The following is a 16,521-nucleotide window of genomic DNA, read 5'->3' as shown; positions in this document are numbered from 1 at the left end:
AGACGTGGTTAACGGAAGCCTAACCGTGCCCCATCAGCCGGCCGGCAGGTATTTGACCAGCGACAGTTGCGACAGCATCGAGGTGGTCTGGTAGGAGGCCTGCAGATTGGTCTGCAGCTGCAGGATCTCGGCTGCGACCTCGTTCTGCGTGATGCCCTCGGTGCCGTCGATCAGGCTCTGCAGCGCCGCCTTCGACTGCGTCTGCCGGGCCCCGGCATCCTTCATTGTGGTCTGCGCATTGGCGAAGTCGGTCTGGATGTCCGAGATCGTCTGCTGCCCGGTCGCCGGCGTCAGATCGGCGGCGATTCGCTGCGAGAGCGCCGCGATCTGGGCGCCGGAATTGGGAGCCGTCGGCGATGCCGAAACGGCGGCATAGACCGCGGTCTGCTGGATCGCCTGGCGGATCGCCTGCTCGTTGGCCTGCGCTCCGAATTGCACGCTCTGGGAGGTGTCGATGCGGACGCTGGAGGTCGAGCGCGCCGCGCCCGGCGCGTTGTTGCCCGTGTACCAAGCCACCGTGTTCGCAGCGCCAGAGGTCAGGCTCGTGGCCGACCCGAGCGGTGAGCCCGAGACACGCAGCGGAGAGCTCGCGGTCACCGTGCCGCTGAAGCCGAGCGCCTGGAAAGCCGCCGAGTTCGAGCTTGTGATGCTGAGATCCGGGGCATCATTGGTGTTGATCGTGATCGCGCCGCCGCTGATCGTCGACGGTGTCTTGGTGCCGGTGATCTGGTCGATCTTGGACAGCAGGGTCTGAACGCTGTCGGTGACGTTGAGCTGGTTGCCGGTCGCGCCCGATGCCACGAACGTCAAGGTTTTCCCGTTCACGGTGATGGTGTCGCCAGCCTTGAAATTGGTTGCGATCGAATCCGTCGCGGCGGCGCCGGACAGCAGCGTTGCGCCCGTGATCGGCGCCGCGGCCTTGTTGTTGACAGCGCTTCCGGTGGCCACGCCGTCGGAGAAGAAGTTGTTGCCCGCCGCGATGGCCGAAGCCGCCACCAAGGACGTGTTGGCGAGCGTGCCGATCCCGCTGTTCAAGGCCGCATTCAGGTTTGCCGAGGTGGCCGCCGGAGTGGCGCCGATCGCGAATGTATTGGGCTGCGCCGGCGTGGTGTTCGAGGCGGTGAGCTTGATCGACTCGGTGGTGCGATCAGGCAGGTTGAACACGAAGCTGATCTGGTCGCCCGGGTTCGGATTGCCGGCGGTGAGATCGACCGACACCGAGGACGGCGACCCCGACGGACCGGTGACGACGGCATTGGTCAAGGACGAACTGACGGAGTTCAGCTTCAGGCCGAACGGCGAACCCGCGACATCCTCCGACAGCGTGATCGGCATGGTCGCCGGGGCCGACAACACCAGGCGTCCCATGCCGGAGGTGCCGAGATCGGCCTGTTGCCGCTCGGCGATCACCTGCTTCAGTCCGGCCTGGGTGGCGGTACCGTTGAGGATGTCGTCGGCGGATGCCACCGCCGGCTTGTCGATGGCGGAGCCCGAGAAGATGTAGCGGTCGCCGACCTGGGTGTTGAGCATGCCGACCATCGCAGCCAGGTTCGACTGCGCGTTCTGCTGACCGATGCTCTGGCCGGTGCTGGTGAGATTTTGCGGCGTCGCGGCCGCCGCACTCTGAACCGTGCCTGCGGTCTTCGACAGCGACTGCAAAACGGTGTTTGCCGCCTGCACGATGGTGTTGACATGCGTCATCGTGTCGGTGAAGGCCTGGATGTTCGACAGCTGCGATCGCGCCGCGATGGCAAAGCCCTCGTCGCCGCCCATCCCGGCATAGTTGCTCGATTTCACACCGGTCGAGAGCTGGGTCGACAGATTGGCGAGCTGGTCGTTGATGTTCCGAACCGACAGCCCGAGCAGAGACGAGCCATAATTGATGCTGCTGATCGACATGTGACGCGCCTTACGGGTTGGCCTGGAGCAGCGTTTGCATCATGCTTTGCACGACCGACATGATGTGGGCATTGGCTGCGTAGGTGTTCTGGACCTGGATCAGGTTCGACATCTCGGCGTCCATATTGACGCCCGAGGTCGAATTGAACTTCTGCTGGAGGGTGCTGACGATCACGCTCTGGCCCTGCTTCAATTGGGTGGCGAGCGTGGAGGCGTTGCCCTGCTGGCTGATGAACTGCTGCAGATAGCTCGACACCGTGCCCTGGAACGGCTGCGCCGCCGAGCCCAGTCCGGTGGTCGGCGAGTAGCTGAAGGTGGCGGAGGTGAGCTGCGAGAACAGGAAATTTGGCCGGGTCGCATCGCCCGCCGCCGTGGGAGGCGATGTCGAATAGGTCGAGAGCTTGGTCGGGTCACTGACCAGCGCCGGATTGACGGAGATCCGCCCGGCAAGGCCGGTCATCTGCGAGCCAGTCGAGGTGATCGCGCCGGTATAGAGCGCGGTGCTGCCATCGGTGAACACCGGCAGCTGCGGATTGCCTGAGGCGAGCGACTGCGCAGTCGTCGTCACCGAGGCCGCATTGACAGTCGCCTGGCTGGTGCCGTCATCGGTGATGCGCAAGGTCGAGCCGGAGGGATTGGCAAACTGCAGATGCGCACCTCCGAGCGCACTGTTCAATTGCGTCACCACCGACGCCATGCCGAGCGAGAAGTTCACGCCGACATAGGTCGGGTTGGCGCCCGCCGCGTTCTGCAGCGGCAAGGCGGCCGGATCGGTCACATTGACCACCTTGATCTGGCGCTGGACGTTGCTGGAATCGGTATAGGTCAGGTTGATCGTGTTGCCGGGCAGCACGCCCGAGGTCGAGACGTCGAAGCCCGCAGGCGGACCGGTCACGGCCGTTCCCGCGGTGGTCTGGTCAGACAGCGCCGAGGACATCGTCGCCGCGAGCTGATCGACCTGGGTCTGCGCCTGCACCAGCGTCTGGTCGCGCAGCTTGAGGTCGGCCGCGATCTGGCCGGATCCGAGCAGATTGTTGGCGACGACGTCGATCGACACGCCGTTGGAGAGCTTGAGGTTGAGCTGGCCGACCCCACTCAGCGTCGGATTGGTGTTGTAGAGCGAGGTAGCGTCGAGCGATCCTGGCGAGGAGAACGTGAACTGCGAGGCGAGCCCGGCGCCGACCAGCTGGATGCCCGAATTGGTGAACACGCTGACCCCGTTCGTGGAATCGCTGACGACGCGGATGTCGACATATTTGGACAGCGTGTTGATGGCGTTGTCGCGCTGATCCTGCAGCGTGGCGGCAAGCGGATCGGACGGATCGGTCCCCTGCAGCCGGCTGTTCAGGTCCGCGATCTGGGCGATCGCCGCATTGGCCTGGGCCGCCGAATTGCCGATGTCCTGCTCGACATTGCTGCGCAGCGTCTGGATGCCCTTGGTGGTGTTATTGAGGTTTTGCGCCAGGGTCTGCGCCGCCGACAGCGCCACCGACTGGGCGGATTGGCTGTTGGAATTGTTGGACAGCGATTGCAGCGCGCTGGTGAAATTGTTCAGCGCCGTCTCCAGCGTGCCGGAGCCGCCGGGCGTGCCATACACGCTCTGCAGCTGGCCCAGGATGTTGGCGATCTGATCGGTATAGGCTCCGGTCGAGGTTTCGGTGCGGAGCTGGTTCTGCACGAAGAGATCGAGCTGACGGCTGACGCCGACGGTCTGCACTGTGGAGCCGAAGCCGCCGCTGGCGACCTCGATCTGATTTGGATTTTGCGCGACATAGCCGGGCGTCTGCGCATTGGCGACGTTCGACGAAATGATCGAGAGCGCCGCCTGCGTGGACCGCAGGCCGGACATCGCAGTGGCCAGCGCCGAACTCAAACCCATGATGGTACCTGCCTTAGATCATGTCAGAACGCGTCGAACGAATGCGATCAACGCAGCGTGTTCAGGAGATCCTGAACCATGCTGTTCGCCGTGGTGATCACCTTGGTGTTGGCGGAATAGGCCTGCTGGGTCACGATCAGCTTGGTGAACTGATCGGCGATGTCGGTGTTGGAGCCCTCGAGCGACGATCCCGCGATCTTGCCGGAGGCGCCGATGATCGCCTGCCCCGACTGGTCCGTCACCTCATAGGCGCCGCCGTCCAGCGCCTTCAGATAGTTGGTGCCGTTGAAGTGCGAGAGCGTCACCTGCGCGAGGCTGATGGTCTGCCCGTTCGAGAAGGTGCCGACTACGATGCCGTTATTGTTGACCGCAACCGATTGCAGCTGACCGGCCGGGAAGCCGTTCTGCTGGATCTGGTTGATGGTCGCGGCACCCGAGGTGCTCGCAAATTGCGACAACGCCCCGGACGAAATGTTGAGGCTGATCGTGCCCAGCGAGACGCCGTCGACCGACACGTTAGGAATGGAGATCGAGGACGAGGTCGGCGACTTCAGCGAACCGTCGGTGTTGAAGGTGAAGTTGGTGCCGGTATTGAGCCATGCCACCGTCGACCCGGTTGCCGTCGAATTGGTCTGGTAAAACAGATTCCAGGTGTCCGCGTGGCCGGGGCCCAGGGTCGAGCTGTCGGTCTTGGCCCAGCGCAGCTGCACGTTCACCGGCGTACCGGCGGAGTTGTAGGTCGTCACCGCACCGCCGCTGATGGTTTCGTTGGTGAAGTTCGTCAGGTCGTTGCCCACGACGATGCCGGTGCCGGGGCTGGAGTTGCGGGTCAGTGTCACCGGCGAGGTGAGGCCGAGGGCGGCGAAGCCGCCCGCCGTGCTGGCGACGCTCCAATCTTCGCCGCTGCCGGAATGCAGAGTGATCGCACCGCCAGAGATGGTCGGCGCAACGCCGGTGACGGCGCCGATCTTGTTGAGCAAGGTGCCCACGGAGTCGCCCACGTTGATCTGATTGCCGGTGGCGCCGGAGGCGACGAAGGTGAAGGTGACGACGTCGCCGGCGCTGCCGGTCAAGGTGATGGTGTCACCGGGAGCGAAATTGGTCGCGACCGAGTCGGTCGCCGCGCCACCCGACAGCAGGGTGTTCGCCGTGATCGCGGTCGAGTTCTTGTTGTTCGCCACGGTGCCGGTCACCGTTTTATCGCTGTAGAAATTGGTGCCGACGGGAAGCGGCACATTGGACAGATCGGCCGAGTTGAGGCCGCCGGCCGCGGTCAACGTGCCGGAGGCGGCAGTGGAGCTGGCCTGCGTCTTCGGCGTGGTCGGCAGGTTGGCGCCATATTGAATGGCCGTCGTCGCCTGGGCCGGCACGAAGTTGTTGGCGAATTTGAGCACCTGCGGCACGTTGCCCGTCGGGTTGCCGGTCTTGGGGTCGACGGTCATGCCCATCAGGTAGTAGCCGGCGCCGTTGATCAGATTGCCGTTGGCGTCGAGCTGGAAGTCGCCGCGACGGGTGTAGTTGGTGACACCGGAGAACACCGGGGCGTTGTCGACCATCGAGGTCGCCTTCTGCACCGAGAAGAAGCCGTCGCCATTGATCGCCATGTTGGTGGCGACCGTGGAGGTCGAGACCGTGCCCTGGGTGGTGATGGTGGCCTGCGAAAAGGCGGTGACGCCGCCGGCGTTCTGGCGGGTCGGGTTGGTCGCGGCCGGAATGAGATCTTCGAAGTTCGTTCCGATGCCCTTGTAGCCGACCGTCGAGGCGTTCGCGATGTTGCCCGAGATGTTCTGCAGCGCGAACGACTGCGAGGAGAGGCCGCTGACCGCAGTGTTCAGCGCATCGAAGATACCCATACCATTGTCTCCACATTGACCAGGCGGCGGGTCGAGCCCTAACCGCCATTCGCGGAGACTGTCGCAATCGCTGTGCCAGAAACGAATCTGGCGCAAGATCAATACGTTAGAAAACTACAGCGTAAAAAAGCCGCCGCCAAAAGTGGTGAACAATTGCCGAGCCGGCAAGTCTTGCCGAGTCGGCGCGTGCTCCATCGCGCTCCGGACTCGATGCTTTCGCATGGCCGTCGCGTCGTTCAGGTCGCCGATATCCTTTGAACGGGCGAGCCGGCCAATTCCGTCACGTCGCGGACGAACTTGCAGGATGAAAATTGAGCGCGAGCCCGTCCATGCAGTAGCGCAGGCCGGTCGGCTTCGGGCCATCGTCGAAGACGTGGCCGAGATGGCCACCGCAGCGGCGGCAATGCACCTCGGTGCGCGCCATGCCGAAGGTGCGGTCCTCGCGGGTCGCGACCGCATTGTCGAGCGGCCTGAAGAAGCTCGGCCAGCCGGTGCCGCTCTCGAACTTGGTGTCGGAGGAGAACAGCGGCAGGTCGCAGCCGGCGCAGGCGAAGGTGCCCTTGCGGTGCTCCTTCAAAAGCGGGCTGGTCCAGGGCCGTTCGGTGCCCTCCTGGCGCAGGATCTCATATTGCTCGGGGGTGAGCTGCGCGCGCCATTCGGCATCGGTTTTCTCGACCTCGAACTTCTCCGCCGCCCGTGCCGGCGCAGACGCGCCGAACCAGCGCAAGGCAGCAAAGCCGAACAGGCCGGCGAGCGAGGTCAGCATCAGGCGGCGATCGATCATGGCGGTCTCCATGGAGAGATATGGCTGCCGAAGTTACGACCGGGATCGCGAGACGTTACGGGCAAGCGAGCTCCGATGGCTCACTTTATCGCGAGCGAGGAACACGTCACCTCTCTTCGCCCGCGCCTTCCATCATGTCCGACGGCTGGGGCCGCATCGGCAGCCGGCGCGGCGCGGCGGCTTTCCGCCGGGCTTCGGCCAGCCGCGCTTCGCGCGCCCGCTCCTTGACGCGCACGCGCTCGCGATGCCGTGCCAGGCCGCCGGCAACGGCCGAGCTGCCCCGCGTCCACAGGCTGACGACATAGCCGGCGACCCGACCGCTCGCGCCGCCGGCCCAGACCAGCTCAAACGGCGAGAACAGCCGCCAGCGCTCGTCGCCGGCCAGGATGCCCTGCGCAATCAGCTGGCCGGCCATGGCCGAGGTATTGAGACCCTGACGGCCGAAACCGCTCGCCACCCACAGGCCTTTGCGCAACTGGCCGACCTGCGGCATGCCGTGCACGGTCTGGCCAGTGACGCCGCCAAAGCTCTCGGCGATCTCGACTTGGCCGAGCTGCGGAAACACGCTGCGGATGCGGCGTGCGACTGCGCCGGCAAAGGTCCCCGGTCGCATCGGCCAGGTGGTTTCAGGACTGACCCACATCAGCCGGTCGCCGTCGACGATGCGGAAATGATCGATACCGTCGGTATCGCTCACCGAGCCGGAAAAACCGATGGCCTCGTGGAGGCGCTCACCGAGCGGGGCGGTGATCCCGCCGTACCGCCAGACCGGCAGCAACGTATCCGACAGCCGCCGCAGCGGCGCGCCGAGATGGGTGTTGCCGGCCAGCACGATATGGGCCGCACGCAGCCGCGCCGAGGGCGTGACGATGCGCTTGCGCACGCCGGTCGCATCGATGCTCACCACCGGCGTATCCTCGAAGATGCGCGCGCCGGCGCGCAGCGCCAACCGCGCCAGCGCATGCACATATTTCTGGCCGTCGAGCTGGAACGCGGTCGGATAATGGATGCCCTGGAAATAGCGGCCCGTCTTGAGCGCACTGCGGACACGCTCGACCTGCCAGCCCTCCACCTCGGTGCCGAAATCCGCGCCTAGCATCTGGAGGCGGCGCAGCAGGCCGTCACCGGCATCGACATTGGAGACTTCGAGCACACCCTCGCTCCGGGCGATCCCGGGCATCATGGCCTCGGTGACATTAGCGCGAATGAACTCGGCACCTTCCCGGGATAGCGCCCACAGCTCCCGCGCATGCGAAAGCCCGACGCGCTCGACCAGATCGGGCAGCGGCAGCGCGAAACCGGGCATCACCGTGCCGGCCATATGGCCGGATGCATTCCAGCCAACCTGACGGCCTTCGAGCACCACCACGCTCGCACCCTGCCGCGCAGCACATAGCGCGACCGTCAGTCCGGCAATGCCCCCGCCGACCACGCAAATGTCGGCATCAAGGTCGAAAGCGAGCCGCGTTCGCCCGCCAGATGTGTCGTCCAATCGCCCCTCGCCGATCGCACTTGTAGAAGTCCCGCCCATGGCGTTTCTTAACCAACCCCACGGGCGCTTGTCACCTCGCGTCATGACGCTTTTAGTGCCCAAGAGGTAGACAAGAATAGATGAAACACAGCCAGACCGATTCGAGACCACCGTTCATGCGCCGATTGATGCTCTTCCGCCACGCCAAGACCGAAAGGGACGCACCGTCCGGCCGCGATCAGGACCGCCGACTCGATGAACGCGGGCATCAGGATGCCACCGCGGTCGGCGCCTTCATCGCCCGGACCCCGCCCTTTCCCGATCTCGTACTGGTCTCGACGGCGGTGCGGGCGTGCCAGACCTGGGAGCTTGCCTGGGACGCGATGCGGGACCGGGTCCCGGAGCCGGTGGTGGAAATGGTGCCGGAACTCTACGCCGCCGAACCTATGCAGCTCCTGCACACCATCCGCCTCGCCGCCGCCAGCGATCCCAAGCAGCTGCTGCTGGTCGGCCACAATCCCGGCATGCATGAGCTCGCGCTCGCCTTGACCGGCGGCGGAGAGAAGGCGGCGCGCCACGAGCTTGCGCACAACCTGCCGACGGCGGCACTTGCCGTGTTCGACTTCGAGATCGACGACTGGACCGACGTGGCCTTCGGCCGCGGCAGGCTGGTGAAGTTCGTCACCCCGAAGCTGCTGAAGCAGGCGTGAGGCGATTGACAGCGTCGCGGGACACGGCGCCTAATCGGCCCAATCCTCATGTGAGGCTTGGGTTGGAGGGAGGTGCAAGATGTTCAAATCCATCCTGGTCCCGCTCGATCTCGTCGACACCGACCTGGCCAAGCCGGCGATTGCGACCGCGGCGACGCTCGCCAACACCTGGGACGGCACCGTGCGCCTGCTCAACGTGCTGCCGATGACGCCGGTGATGCTCGCCGAATATGTTCCGGCCGATTTCGACGCGCAGCAGCGCGAGACCGCGGAAGAAGCGCTGTCGATCGTGGCGCGCGAGTCCGGAATGGCCGAGAACCGCATCTCCTACGCGGTGCGCCAGGGCGGCATCTATCACGAGATCCTGGAGGAAGCTGCCGCGGTCAAGGCCGATCTGATCGTGATGACATCCCATCGCCCGGCGATGCGCACCTATTTCCTCGGCTCCAATGCCGGCCATGTCGTGCGCTACGCCAAATGCTCGGTGCTGGTGGTGCGGCACTAGAGCTAGGCTATTCGCCCTTACGGCCACTCGGCGATGAAGCCCTTGGCCTTGTAGGGATCGATCTTGTCCCATTCAGCAAGCACGCGGCGACGGAGGTCGGGATGGGTGTGCCAGCGCTCGTGCGGCACACCAAAACTATCGACCGTGACCAGCATTTTCTCGACCTCAGGCCAATGCCGCTGCAGCGTCATCGGATAGCGGCGGCTGGTCCAGGTGTTGCCGAGGCAGATGACGCTCCTGATGTTGGCCAACCCGAGCGCGGCCTCGAGCACCGGCAGCGAGAAGATCACGTTCTCGCCGGTATTGGTGGCGCGGTGCTCCTCGAGGATCAGACCAGCGGGAATGCCGCCGGCAACCATCGCCCGCTTGATGACGGCGCATTCTGTCTCATCCCCGCCCGACGTCATGCCGCCGCTGACGATGGCATGACGGAAGTAACCCTCACGCCAGAGCCGGCAGGCAGTCTCCGCACGCAAGGCTTCCTCGACACGCGTGCCAAACACGAACAGCAGATCCGCCGGCCGCAATGGTGTCGCGATGAGATGCTGCGCGGTGATTGCAGCGATCTCGGTGGCGTCCGGCAGCCGCAACGATCGATCCTGCATCGCATCCGCGCTCTCACATGTCACGGGCACAACATGCCGTCTGGTCCTGCGTCGCAGAAGTCACGTTTGATTGCGTTTGATAACTCCTTGCGCCTCACGGCAGCAGCTGCGGCGGAATGTGGTCGAACGCATAGTTGCAGGGCCTGTTGCGGCTGATGAAGCCGCCGACCTGCCAGGCGAACAGCGCGGCGAAGCCGGCCAAGAACAATGCCCCCCACCACTCCCCGGCCAGCAAGGCACGAATGAGCAGCGCGGTCATGGCAAGCCCGAGCAATGCAACCAGCGCCAGCGCTGCAGCATAGGTCGCCCGTCCAAGGCCGGCGGTCAGCGCCGCCTTGCTGTGGTGCGCGGCAAGCTGCGCATGCAGCGCGATGATGAAGCGGCGATATCCCTCGCTCTGCGGCGCCACCAAGGTCGCGGTCTGCCAGGAGGTCGACAGCAGGCTGAGCCGTGCGCCGCCGCTATGGGTGATGTCGGCGCGAAAGCGACGCGCCTGCATCGACACCGGCCGATAGGACAGCCGGACGGCCGCGATATCGGCATAAGGCCACAGCCCGGCACGTCCACCGACGCGCCAGGCCAGACCTTCGCCGGTGAGCTCGAACTGATGCGCCGCCCCGACCAGCGAGGCCTTGAAGGCGTAGCCGACCGTGCCGTCCTCTGCCGCTGTCGTTATCGCCTGCACGTCAACACCATCTCACGATCTGGGAAGCTTGCACCTCGCGGCGGCCTTATCCTACAAACCGATCATGACCGAAACGACCTATTTTCCCCGCCGGCTGATCCTGGCCGGCGCCATGGGTGCAGGCGTGCTGCTCGCGCTGGCTGTCCACATGCTCGGCGCCCGCTACGGGCTTGATCTCGGCGGGCTGTGGCGGACCGATACCGGCGCGTTCATGCCGGCCGGCTCGGCCATCGCCTGGTGGCTGATCGCAACGGTCGGCTTCGCCGGGGGCTATTTCATCGCCAGCCTGATGCACAGCGCCGTCTCCGGAGAGATCCCGAAACGGATGCAGCATTTCCTGATCGGGATCGGCGTCCTGCTCCTGGTCGGCGCCGGGCAGACGCTGTCCGGACCAAGCCCGACGCCCTCGATCGCCGGCGTGCTGGCCGGCCTCGTCGCGCTGGGGCTCGGCGCATTGATGGCGTTTTGCGGGGCCAATTTCGCGCTGCGCGAGACTTGAAATTCGCAGCTCATCGCTCGCCGTGAGCCGCGCCTCCCCAGCGGATGATTCCGGCCGCCAGCAGCAGAACAACGGCGGAGATCACGAGCGACAGCCGCAATCCCGTCATGAAAGCGTCCGGCTGCCCGATCAGTGAACCGAACAAAGCCACGCCGATGGCGCTGCCGGTCTGCCGCGTTGCGTTCAAAACCCCGGCCGCGAGGCCCGAGCGTGACTTGTCGACGCTGCCGAGCAAGGTCGAGGTCAGCGGCGGCACCAAGAGCCCAAGTCCGCTGCTCATGCCGATCAGCTGGAGACCGAGCGCCCAATAGGGCGTTCCGGGCGCCATGGGCAGCAGCGCCAGACACGCCAGCGCCGACAGCGTCGCACCGAGCGCGATGGTGGCGCGCGGTCCGATCCGTTCGGCCACGCGCGGCGCGATCAGGTTGACCGGGAACACCACGCCGAGCATCGGCACGAAGGCGAGCCCGGTCGCGAACGCCGACAAATGGTTGATCTCCTGGAAATACAGGCTGAACACGAAGATCAGCCCGTAGATGGCGACGTTCGCCAACAGGCCGACCAGCGCGCAGAGCGAAAACAGACGGTTGCGAAACAGGATCAGGGGCAACATCGGCTGAGGGGTGCGCACCTCCTGCCAGACGAACGCAACGCCGGAGACGATCGCGATGACGAAGCCGAGCATGACGGCGGAGTCGGTCCAGCCCCGCGCGCCGGCTTCGATCACGGCCGCCGCGAGCGCGCCGAGTGCGATGATCGCCGCCATCTGGCCCGGCAGGTCGAGCGCGCGATCAGCATGGAGCGGGGTTTCCCGGGCGTAAGCCTTCGTCAGCCAGAGCCCGACGAGGCCGATCGGCAGATTGACGAAGAAGATGGCCCGCCAGCCGACGAGTGCGATCAGGGTGCCGCCGACGAAGGGACCTGCGGTCAAGGCGAGACTGGCGCCGGCGGCCCAGACGCCCACCGCGCGGCCCCGCTCCTTCGGATCGACGTAAGCATGGTTCAGAAGCGCCAGCGAATTCGGAACCAGGATGGCCGCCGCCAGGCCCTGGATGGCGCGAAGCGCGATCAGCGTCACAGCGTCGGGCGCGAGCCCGCAGCCGAGCGATGCGAGCGTGAACAGTGCAAATCCGCCCATGAAGATGCGCCTTGCGCCGAGGCGATCACCGAGCGCGCCCGCTGTCAGAATGAACGCCGCAAACGTGATCGTGTAGGCGTTGACCACCCATTGCAGTTCGGCGACACCGCCGCCGAGGGCCGATCGGATGCTGTCGAGCGCGGTATTGACGATGGTGACGTCGAGCTGGACCACGCCGAAGCCCAGACTCATGGCGGCGAGCGTAAGCGCGTTCGCCAGCGGCGAGGGTCGGGCCAGGCGCGCCTCAGCACGCCCCGAAGCATCTGCTGGTAGGAACAAGCGGTTCATGCCGGAACTCCTGATCTGGAGGGACGGCCTGTTCATTAGCCCATGCGGGCGCAAGGATGCTTCGACACTAGTCGAATTGTGATCGTAGCTGCCGGTCCAATCGCCGCGGCCAAATGTCCGGCGCCAAAACGCCGCGCCGGGGGGCGCGGCGTTTTGCCTCAGCCGAGTTCTTTCAAGGCGCCGTCTCAGCTCGCCGCGCGCAGGTTCACCGCACTTTCGGCCAAGCTGGTCAACTTCCTGTCGGTCGCCTTCTCCTCGTCCAGGGTCTTCTGCAGCACACTTGCGCAGTCGTTGCGGCCGAGCTGCTTGGCCCAGGCGATCAGGCTGCCGTAGCGGACGATCTCATAGTGCTCCGCCGCCTGCGCGGCGTTGATCAGGGCTGCGTCCAGCACAGCCCTGTCAGCGACCTCGCCGGCGACTTCGTCGGCTTCCTCGATGATGCCATCGATCGCCGGGCAGTCGATCGCCTTGGCCTCGACCCCGTGCATCTTGAAGACCTGCTCCAGCCGCTGCACATGGGTCTTGGTCTCATCCAGATGGGTCAGGAACCCCTGCTTCAGCTGCGGATCGCTCGCCTTGCTGGCCATCTTGGGCAGGGCTTTGACGAGCTGGTTTTCGGCGTAATAGATGTCCTGCAGCTGGTGCACGAACAGGTCGTTCATCGTTTTGATATCTTTGGTAAACAGTCCCATGGCCTCGCCTCCTTGCGTTCGGAACGCGGCGGGTCCCCTCCCCGGCCCGATCGCTGGTCGCGTTCGCTTGCTGGTTTGCGTTCGGCTAACCGGTGGCTCCGGCGGTTGTTCCGGCGATGCGGCCACATCGAGCCGGCCTGTTTACGGAACTTCGTGGCGCAACCGGACGTTGGCCGGGCCTGCGATTGCGACAAAACAAGGGCGTCAACATTATGTGACCGGCATATGACGGGTAAGCGCGTCCGAGGGCAGAACCCGGGCTTGTCAAGGGCTGCACAAACGGCGTGTTTTGCCGTAAGGAACTCTCCGTAATGGAATTCCCGCCCGCCATCGAGTAATGGTTTCGCCCCTCTTCACATCTGTGGTGCCGCCCCGCCGGGAGGATGAATGCAGCGTTTGCTGACTGCGCTCGGGCGCGGTTTTAAGAAATGGATTGGCTGGAAGCGGCTGGGGATCGCAGCCAGCTTCGCCATCATCGCGTTTGCCGTCACGACGCTGGTGCGCACGCTGCGGGGCGTCGATGGGGGCGTGATCCTGACTGCGCTGGCCGACATTCCGCCGGGACGGATCGCGCTCGCCGCCCTGTGCGTGGTCGGCGCGTTCTGTACCCTGACCTTCTATGATTTCTTCGCGCTGCGCACGATCGGCAAGAAGCACGTGCCGTACCGCATCGCGGCGCTGTCGTCCTTCACCAGCTATTCGATCGGCCACAATATCGGCGCGACGGTCTTCACCGGGGGCGCCATCCGCTTCCGGATCTATTCCGATTACGGCCTGAGCGCGATCGACGTCGCCAAGATCTGCTTCCTGTCCGGACTGACCTTCTGGCTCGGCAACATCTTCGTGCTCGGCATTGGCATGATCCTGCATCCGGCCGCCGCCTCCACCATGGACCAGCTGCCGTCGGCCGTGAACCAGCTGATCGGAATCGGGCTCGTTCTGGCGATTTTCACCTATCTCGGCTGGCTTGCGCTGGGCAAGAACCGCCGCCAGCTCGGCCAGAACGGCTGGAAGGTGATGCTGCCGTCGACCCGGCTGACCTTTGTGCAGATCCTGATTGGCGTGGTCGATCTCGGCTTCTGTGCGCTGGCGATGTATCTGCTCGTCCCCTCCGATCCGCCGATCGATTTCATGTCGCTGTCGGTGGTGTTCATCCTGGCCACGCTGCTCGGATTTGCCAGCCATGCGCCCGGCAGCATCGGCGTGTTCGACGCCGCGATGCTGGTGGCGCTGCCCCAGTTCGGGCGCGAGCAGCTGCTCGCCACCCTGCTGGTGTTCCGCGTGCTCTATTTCGTGATCCCCTTTGCCACCGCGATCTCGATCATGGGAATCCGGGAACTCTGGATGAACGTCGTGGAGCCCTGGCAGGAACGGCGCCGGCTGAACGACATCTCCGAACGCGCCGCGCCGCCTCACGCGGCAGCGGCACCTGCGCCCGCACGGGTGCCGCAGCGGCTGAAACGGCAGTCGCAGCGCTGATTCAAATTCTCCGTCTCACTGTGGTTGATCTGGCGCGCGGTCCTCTTATTTCCGCCCCATCTTTGCCGTGAAACGTCGCGCCATGATCCGAGATTCATTCCGCCTGTTGCTCGCGGCCGCATTGCTCGCGCCCGCGCTGTACATCATTCCAGCGCTGCCGGTCGCGGCGCAGATCAACGCTGCCGCCCCCATGCAGATCAGCTGGGAGGTGCGCAACCGTTTTCGGCTGTTCCGCGAGGAGCGCGACTTCCTGCTGCACGTGGAGAGCGCCCGCGACCGCAGCATTCTCGCGTCCGAACAAAGCCTCGAGCTGCAGAGCGACGGCCGCGGCTGGGCGCGCAACATCGTCAACCGGCTCTGCATTGACCTTGCGGGCCGCGTCAACGAGCCCTGCACCCGCGACAATGTGAAGGAAAGCTATCTCACGCCGATCGACCATCCAATCACGGTGCGGCTCACCGGCGCGGTGCCGGTCGGCGCCACCTGTGCCTGGTCGTTCGATGATGGCGACGGGCCGCAAACCTCGACCTTCGACTGTGCCGAGCCAGTGAATCTGCGCGTCCGCTATGGCCGCCAGACCGTCGCGACCGTGGATGTCTCGAGCGCCGACGGCGCCCAGCGGCTGTCCGCAGGGATCCAGGTGCGCGACATCTTCATCGCCGGTCTCGGCGACAGCATCGCCTCCGGCGAGGGCAACCCGGACCGCCCGATTGCGCTGGCCGACGAAGGCTTCTGCTTCCGCTCCTATCTCGGCGGCGCCACTGGGCAATACTACCGGCCGAGCCGCGCCGGCTTCAAAGGCGGCCGCGCCTGCGAGGCGCCGGATACCTTGCAGAACTGGCAGCGCCACAGCGCGGTCTGGTTCAATGCGGCCTGCCACCGCTCGCTCTACAGCTATCAGACCCGCACCGCGCTCGCGCTCGCGGTGCGCTATCCGCATATCGCGGTCACCTATCTGCCGCTCGCCTGCACTGGCGCCACCATCGCCGACGGGCTGTTCGGCAGCCAGCGGGCGCGCGAATGCCTGCCGAGCAAGTCGATGGTCACCTGCCAGGGCGGGGTGAACGGCCAACTATCCGAGTTGCGCGAGGCGCTCACCGCAGCCAAGCGCCGCCAGCCCGATCGCCGGCTCGACTTGGTGCTGCTGTCGATCGGCGCCAACGACATCAATTTCTCCGGCCTCGTCTCCGACGTGATCGTGGACACGCCGACCGAGCGCACGATTTTCAAGCGCTCCGGCCTGATCGGCTCGGTGGAAGACTCCCGCTCCGACCTGATGCGCGACCTGCCCCAGGGTTTTGCCAAGCTGCGGGAAACGCTCAAGCCCCTGGTCGGCGATCTTAGCCACATAATCTACACCTCGTACGGCGATCCGGCGCTCGCCAGCGGTGGGACGCCCTGCCCCGGCGGACGCGCCGGATTCGAGGTTCACCCGTCTTTCAACGCCGATCCGCAACGCCTCGCCAACGTCACCGCCTTTGTCGAGAACGAGTTCCTGCCGGCGCTGAAAGCGCTCGCGCAGTGCCAGGGCGGCGTGCTCTGCCGCGATCCGCGCGGCGACCGCATGAGCTTCGTCGATGCGCATCAGGTCGCGTTCGCCGATCACGGCTTCTGTGCACGCTCCGCCAACGATCCGGCCTTCGACCGCGACTGCTTCTCAGCCAAGGGCGACAGCTTCGATCCTGATATCGTCAACGCCGCCAACGAGCCCCTGCTTTGTGGCCGCGGCGCCAGCGAATATCGCGCCTATCTGCCGCGGGCGCGCTGGATCCGCGACGCCAACGACAGCTACTTTGCCGCCATGACCTATCCGCAAGGGCTGCCAGCGGCGATGCAGCCATCCGACATCCATGATGCCACCTGGGGCGTGCTCTCTGCGGTCTATGGCGGCGCGCTGCACCCCTCGGCCGAGGGCCATGCGGCGATGGCCGACGCGGCGTTCCCCGCCGCAGCGCAAGTGCTGAGCCTCGATGCGGCCGAGCCCGACATCAGAAGCGAGCCGCTGGCGCCTGCGAACGCAGTGCAACAATAGGC

General features: G+C 65.4%; 14 protein-coding genes. 5 read left to right on the top strand and 9 right to left on the bottom strand.

What is annotated here, in order from left to right:
• Positions 1–33 precede the first annotated feature (33 nt).
• The 5 genes from BRAS3843_RS17865 to BRAS3843_RS17845 all read right to left on the bottom strand — a co-directional run bounded on the left by BRAS3843_RS17865 (position 34) and on the right by BRAS3843_RS17845 (position 7,946).
• On the bottom strand, positions 34–1,899 hold the full coding sequence (locus tag BRAS3843_RS17865; RefSeq protein WP_008970380.1) for a flagellar protein: 1,866 nt from the start codon (positions 1,897–1,899) through the stop codon (positions 34–36).
• Positions 1,900–1,909: 10 nt separating this feature from the next.
• Complete coding sequence (flgK, locus tag BRAS3843_RS17860) at positions 1,910–3,778, bottom strand: flagellar hook-associated protein FlgK (protein ID WP_008970379.1); 1,869 nt, start codon at positions 3,776–3,778, stop codon at positions 1,910–1,912.
• 47 nt (positions 3,779–3,825) lie between these two features.
• The gene (locus tag BRAS3843_RS17855) at positions 3,826–5,631 is read right to left on the bottom strand and encodes a flagellar hook-basal body complex protein (protein WP_008970378.1); all 1,806 of its coding nucleotides are present in this window, start codon (positions 5,629–5,631) and stop codon (positions 3,826–3,828) included.
• A 280-nt stretch (positions 5,632–5,911) separates the two neighbouring features.
• Positions 5,912–6,415 carry a peptide-methionine (R)-S-oxide reductase MsrB gene (msrB, locus tag BRAS3843_RS17850; RefSeq protein WP_008970377.1) on the bottom strand — a complete coding sequence of 168 codons (504 nt, stop codon included), beginning with the start codon at positions 6,413–6,415 and terminating at the stop codon, positions 5,912–5,914.
• Between the two features lie 106 nt (positions 6,416–6,521).
• Complete coding sequence (locus tag BRAS3843_RS17845) at positions 6,522–7,946, bottom strand: FAD-binding oxidoreductase (RefSeq protein ID WP_008970376.1); 1,425 nt, start codon at positions 7,944–7,946, stop codon at positions 6,522–6,524.
• A 116-nt stretch (positions 7,947–8,062) separates the two neighbouring features.
• Here BRAS3843_RS17845 and BRAS3843_RS17840 point away from each other — a divergent pair, with 116 nt between their 5' ends.
• Both BRAS3843_RS17840 and BRAS3843_RS17835 read left to right on the top strand, forming a co-directional pair.
• The gene (locus tag BRAS3843_RS17840; RefSeq protein ID WP_008970375.1) at positions 8,063–8,596 is read left to right on the top strand and encodes a histidine phosphatase family protein; all 534 of its coding nucleotides are present in this window, start codon (positions 8,063–8,065) and stop codon (positions 8,594–8,596) included.
• Positions 8,597–8,675: 79 nt separating this feature from the next.
• Positions 8,676–9,101, top strand: a complete 426-nt coding sequence (locus tag BRAS3843_RS17835; protein ID WP_008970374.1) for a universal stress protein — start codon at positions 8,676–8,678, stop codon at positions 9,099–9,101.
• A 17-nt stretch (positions 9,102–9,118) separates the two neighbouring features.
• Here the strand turns inward: BRAS3843_RS17835 and BRAS3843_RS17830 are convergent, their stop codons facing one another.
• Both BRAS3843_RS17830 and BRAS3843_RS17825 read right to left on the bottom strand, forming a co-directional pair.
• Positions 9,119–9,706, bottom strand: coding sequence for a YdcF family protein (locus BRAS3843_RS17830; protein ID WP_008970373.1), 588 nt, complete (start codon positions 9,704–9,706; stop codon positions 9,119–9,121).
• A 94-nt stretch (positions 9,707–9,800) separates the two neighbouring features.
• Positions 9,801–10,391: a hypothetical protein gene (locus BRAS3843_RS17825; protein WP_008970372.1), complete on the bottom strand. Its 591-nt coding sequence runs from the start codon at positions 10,389–10,391 to the stop codon at positions 9,801–9,803.
• Between the two features lie 64 nt (positions 10,392–10,455).
• Between BRAS3843_RS17825 and BRAS3843_RS17820 the strand changes: the two genes are divergently transcribed.
• Complete coding sequence (locus BRAS3843_RS17820) at positions 10,456–10,890, top strand: hypothetical protein (protein WP_008970371.1); 435 nt, start codon at positions 10,456–10,458, stop codon at positions 10,888–10,890.
• A 10-nt stretch (positions 10,891–10,900) separates the two neighbouring features.
• Here the strand turns inward: BRAS3843_RS17820 and BRAS3843_RS17815 are convergent, their stop codons facing one another.
• A complete protein-coding gene (locus BRAS3843_RS17815; RefSeq protein WP_008970370.1) occupies positions 10,901–12,316 on the bottom strand; it encodes an MFS transporter in 1,416 nt (471 codons plus the stop codon).
• Positions 12,317–12,501: 185 nt separating this feature from the next.
• Positions 12,502–13,008 (bottom strand): ferritin-like domain-containing protein, encoded by a 507-nt coding sequence (locus BRAS3843_RS17810; protein WP_008970369.1) that lies wholly within the window; start codon positions 13,006–13,008, stop codon positions 12,502–12,504.
• 387 nt (positions 13,009–13,395) lie between these two features.
• Between BRAS3843_RS17810 and BRAS3843_RS17805 the strand changes: the two genes are divergently transcribed.
• Entirely contained in the window at positions 13,396–14,487 is a 1,092-nt protein-coding gene (locus tag BRAS3843_RS17805) for a YbhN family protein (RefSeq protein ID WP_008970368.1), read from the top strand.
• An 82-nt stretch (positions 14,488–14,569) separates the two neighbouring features.
• On the top strand, positions 14,570–16,519 hold the full coding sequence (locus BRAS3843_RS17800) for a hypothetical protein (protein WP_008970367.1): 1,950 nt from the start codon (positions 14,570–14,572) through the stop codon (positions 16,517–16,519).
• The last annotated feature ends 2 nt before the right edge of the window (positions 16,520–16,521 follow it).

Origin of the sequence: Bradyrhizobium sp. STM 3843, assembly GCF_000239815.1 — a bacterium.
Classification (GTDB): domain Bacteria; phylum Pseudomonadota; class Alphaproteobacteria; order Rhizobiales; family Xanthobacteraceae; genus Bradyrhizobium.
This window is presented reverse-complemented; position numbering and strand designations above follow the sequence as displayed.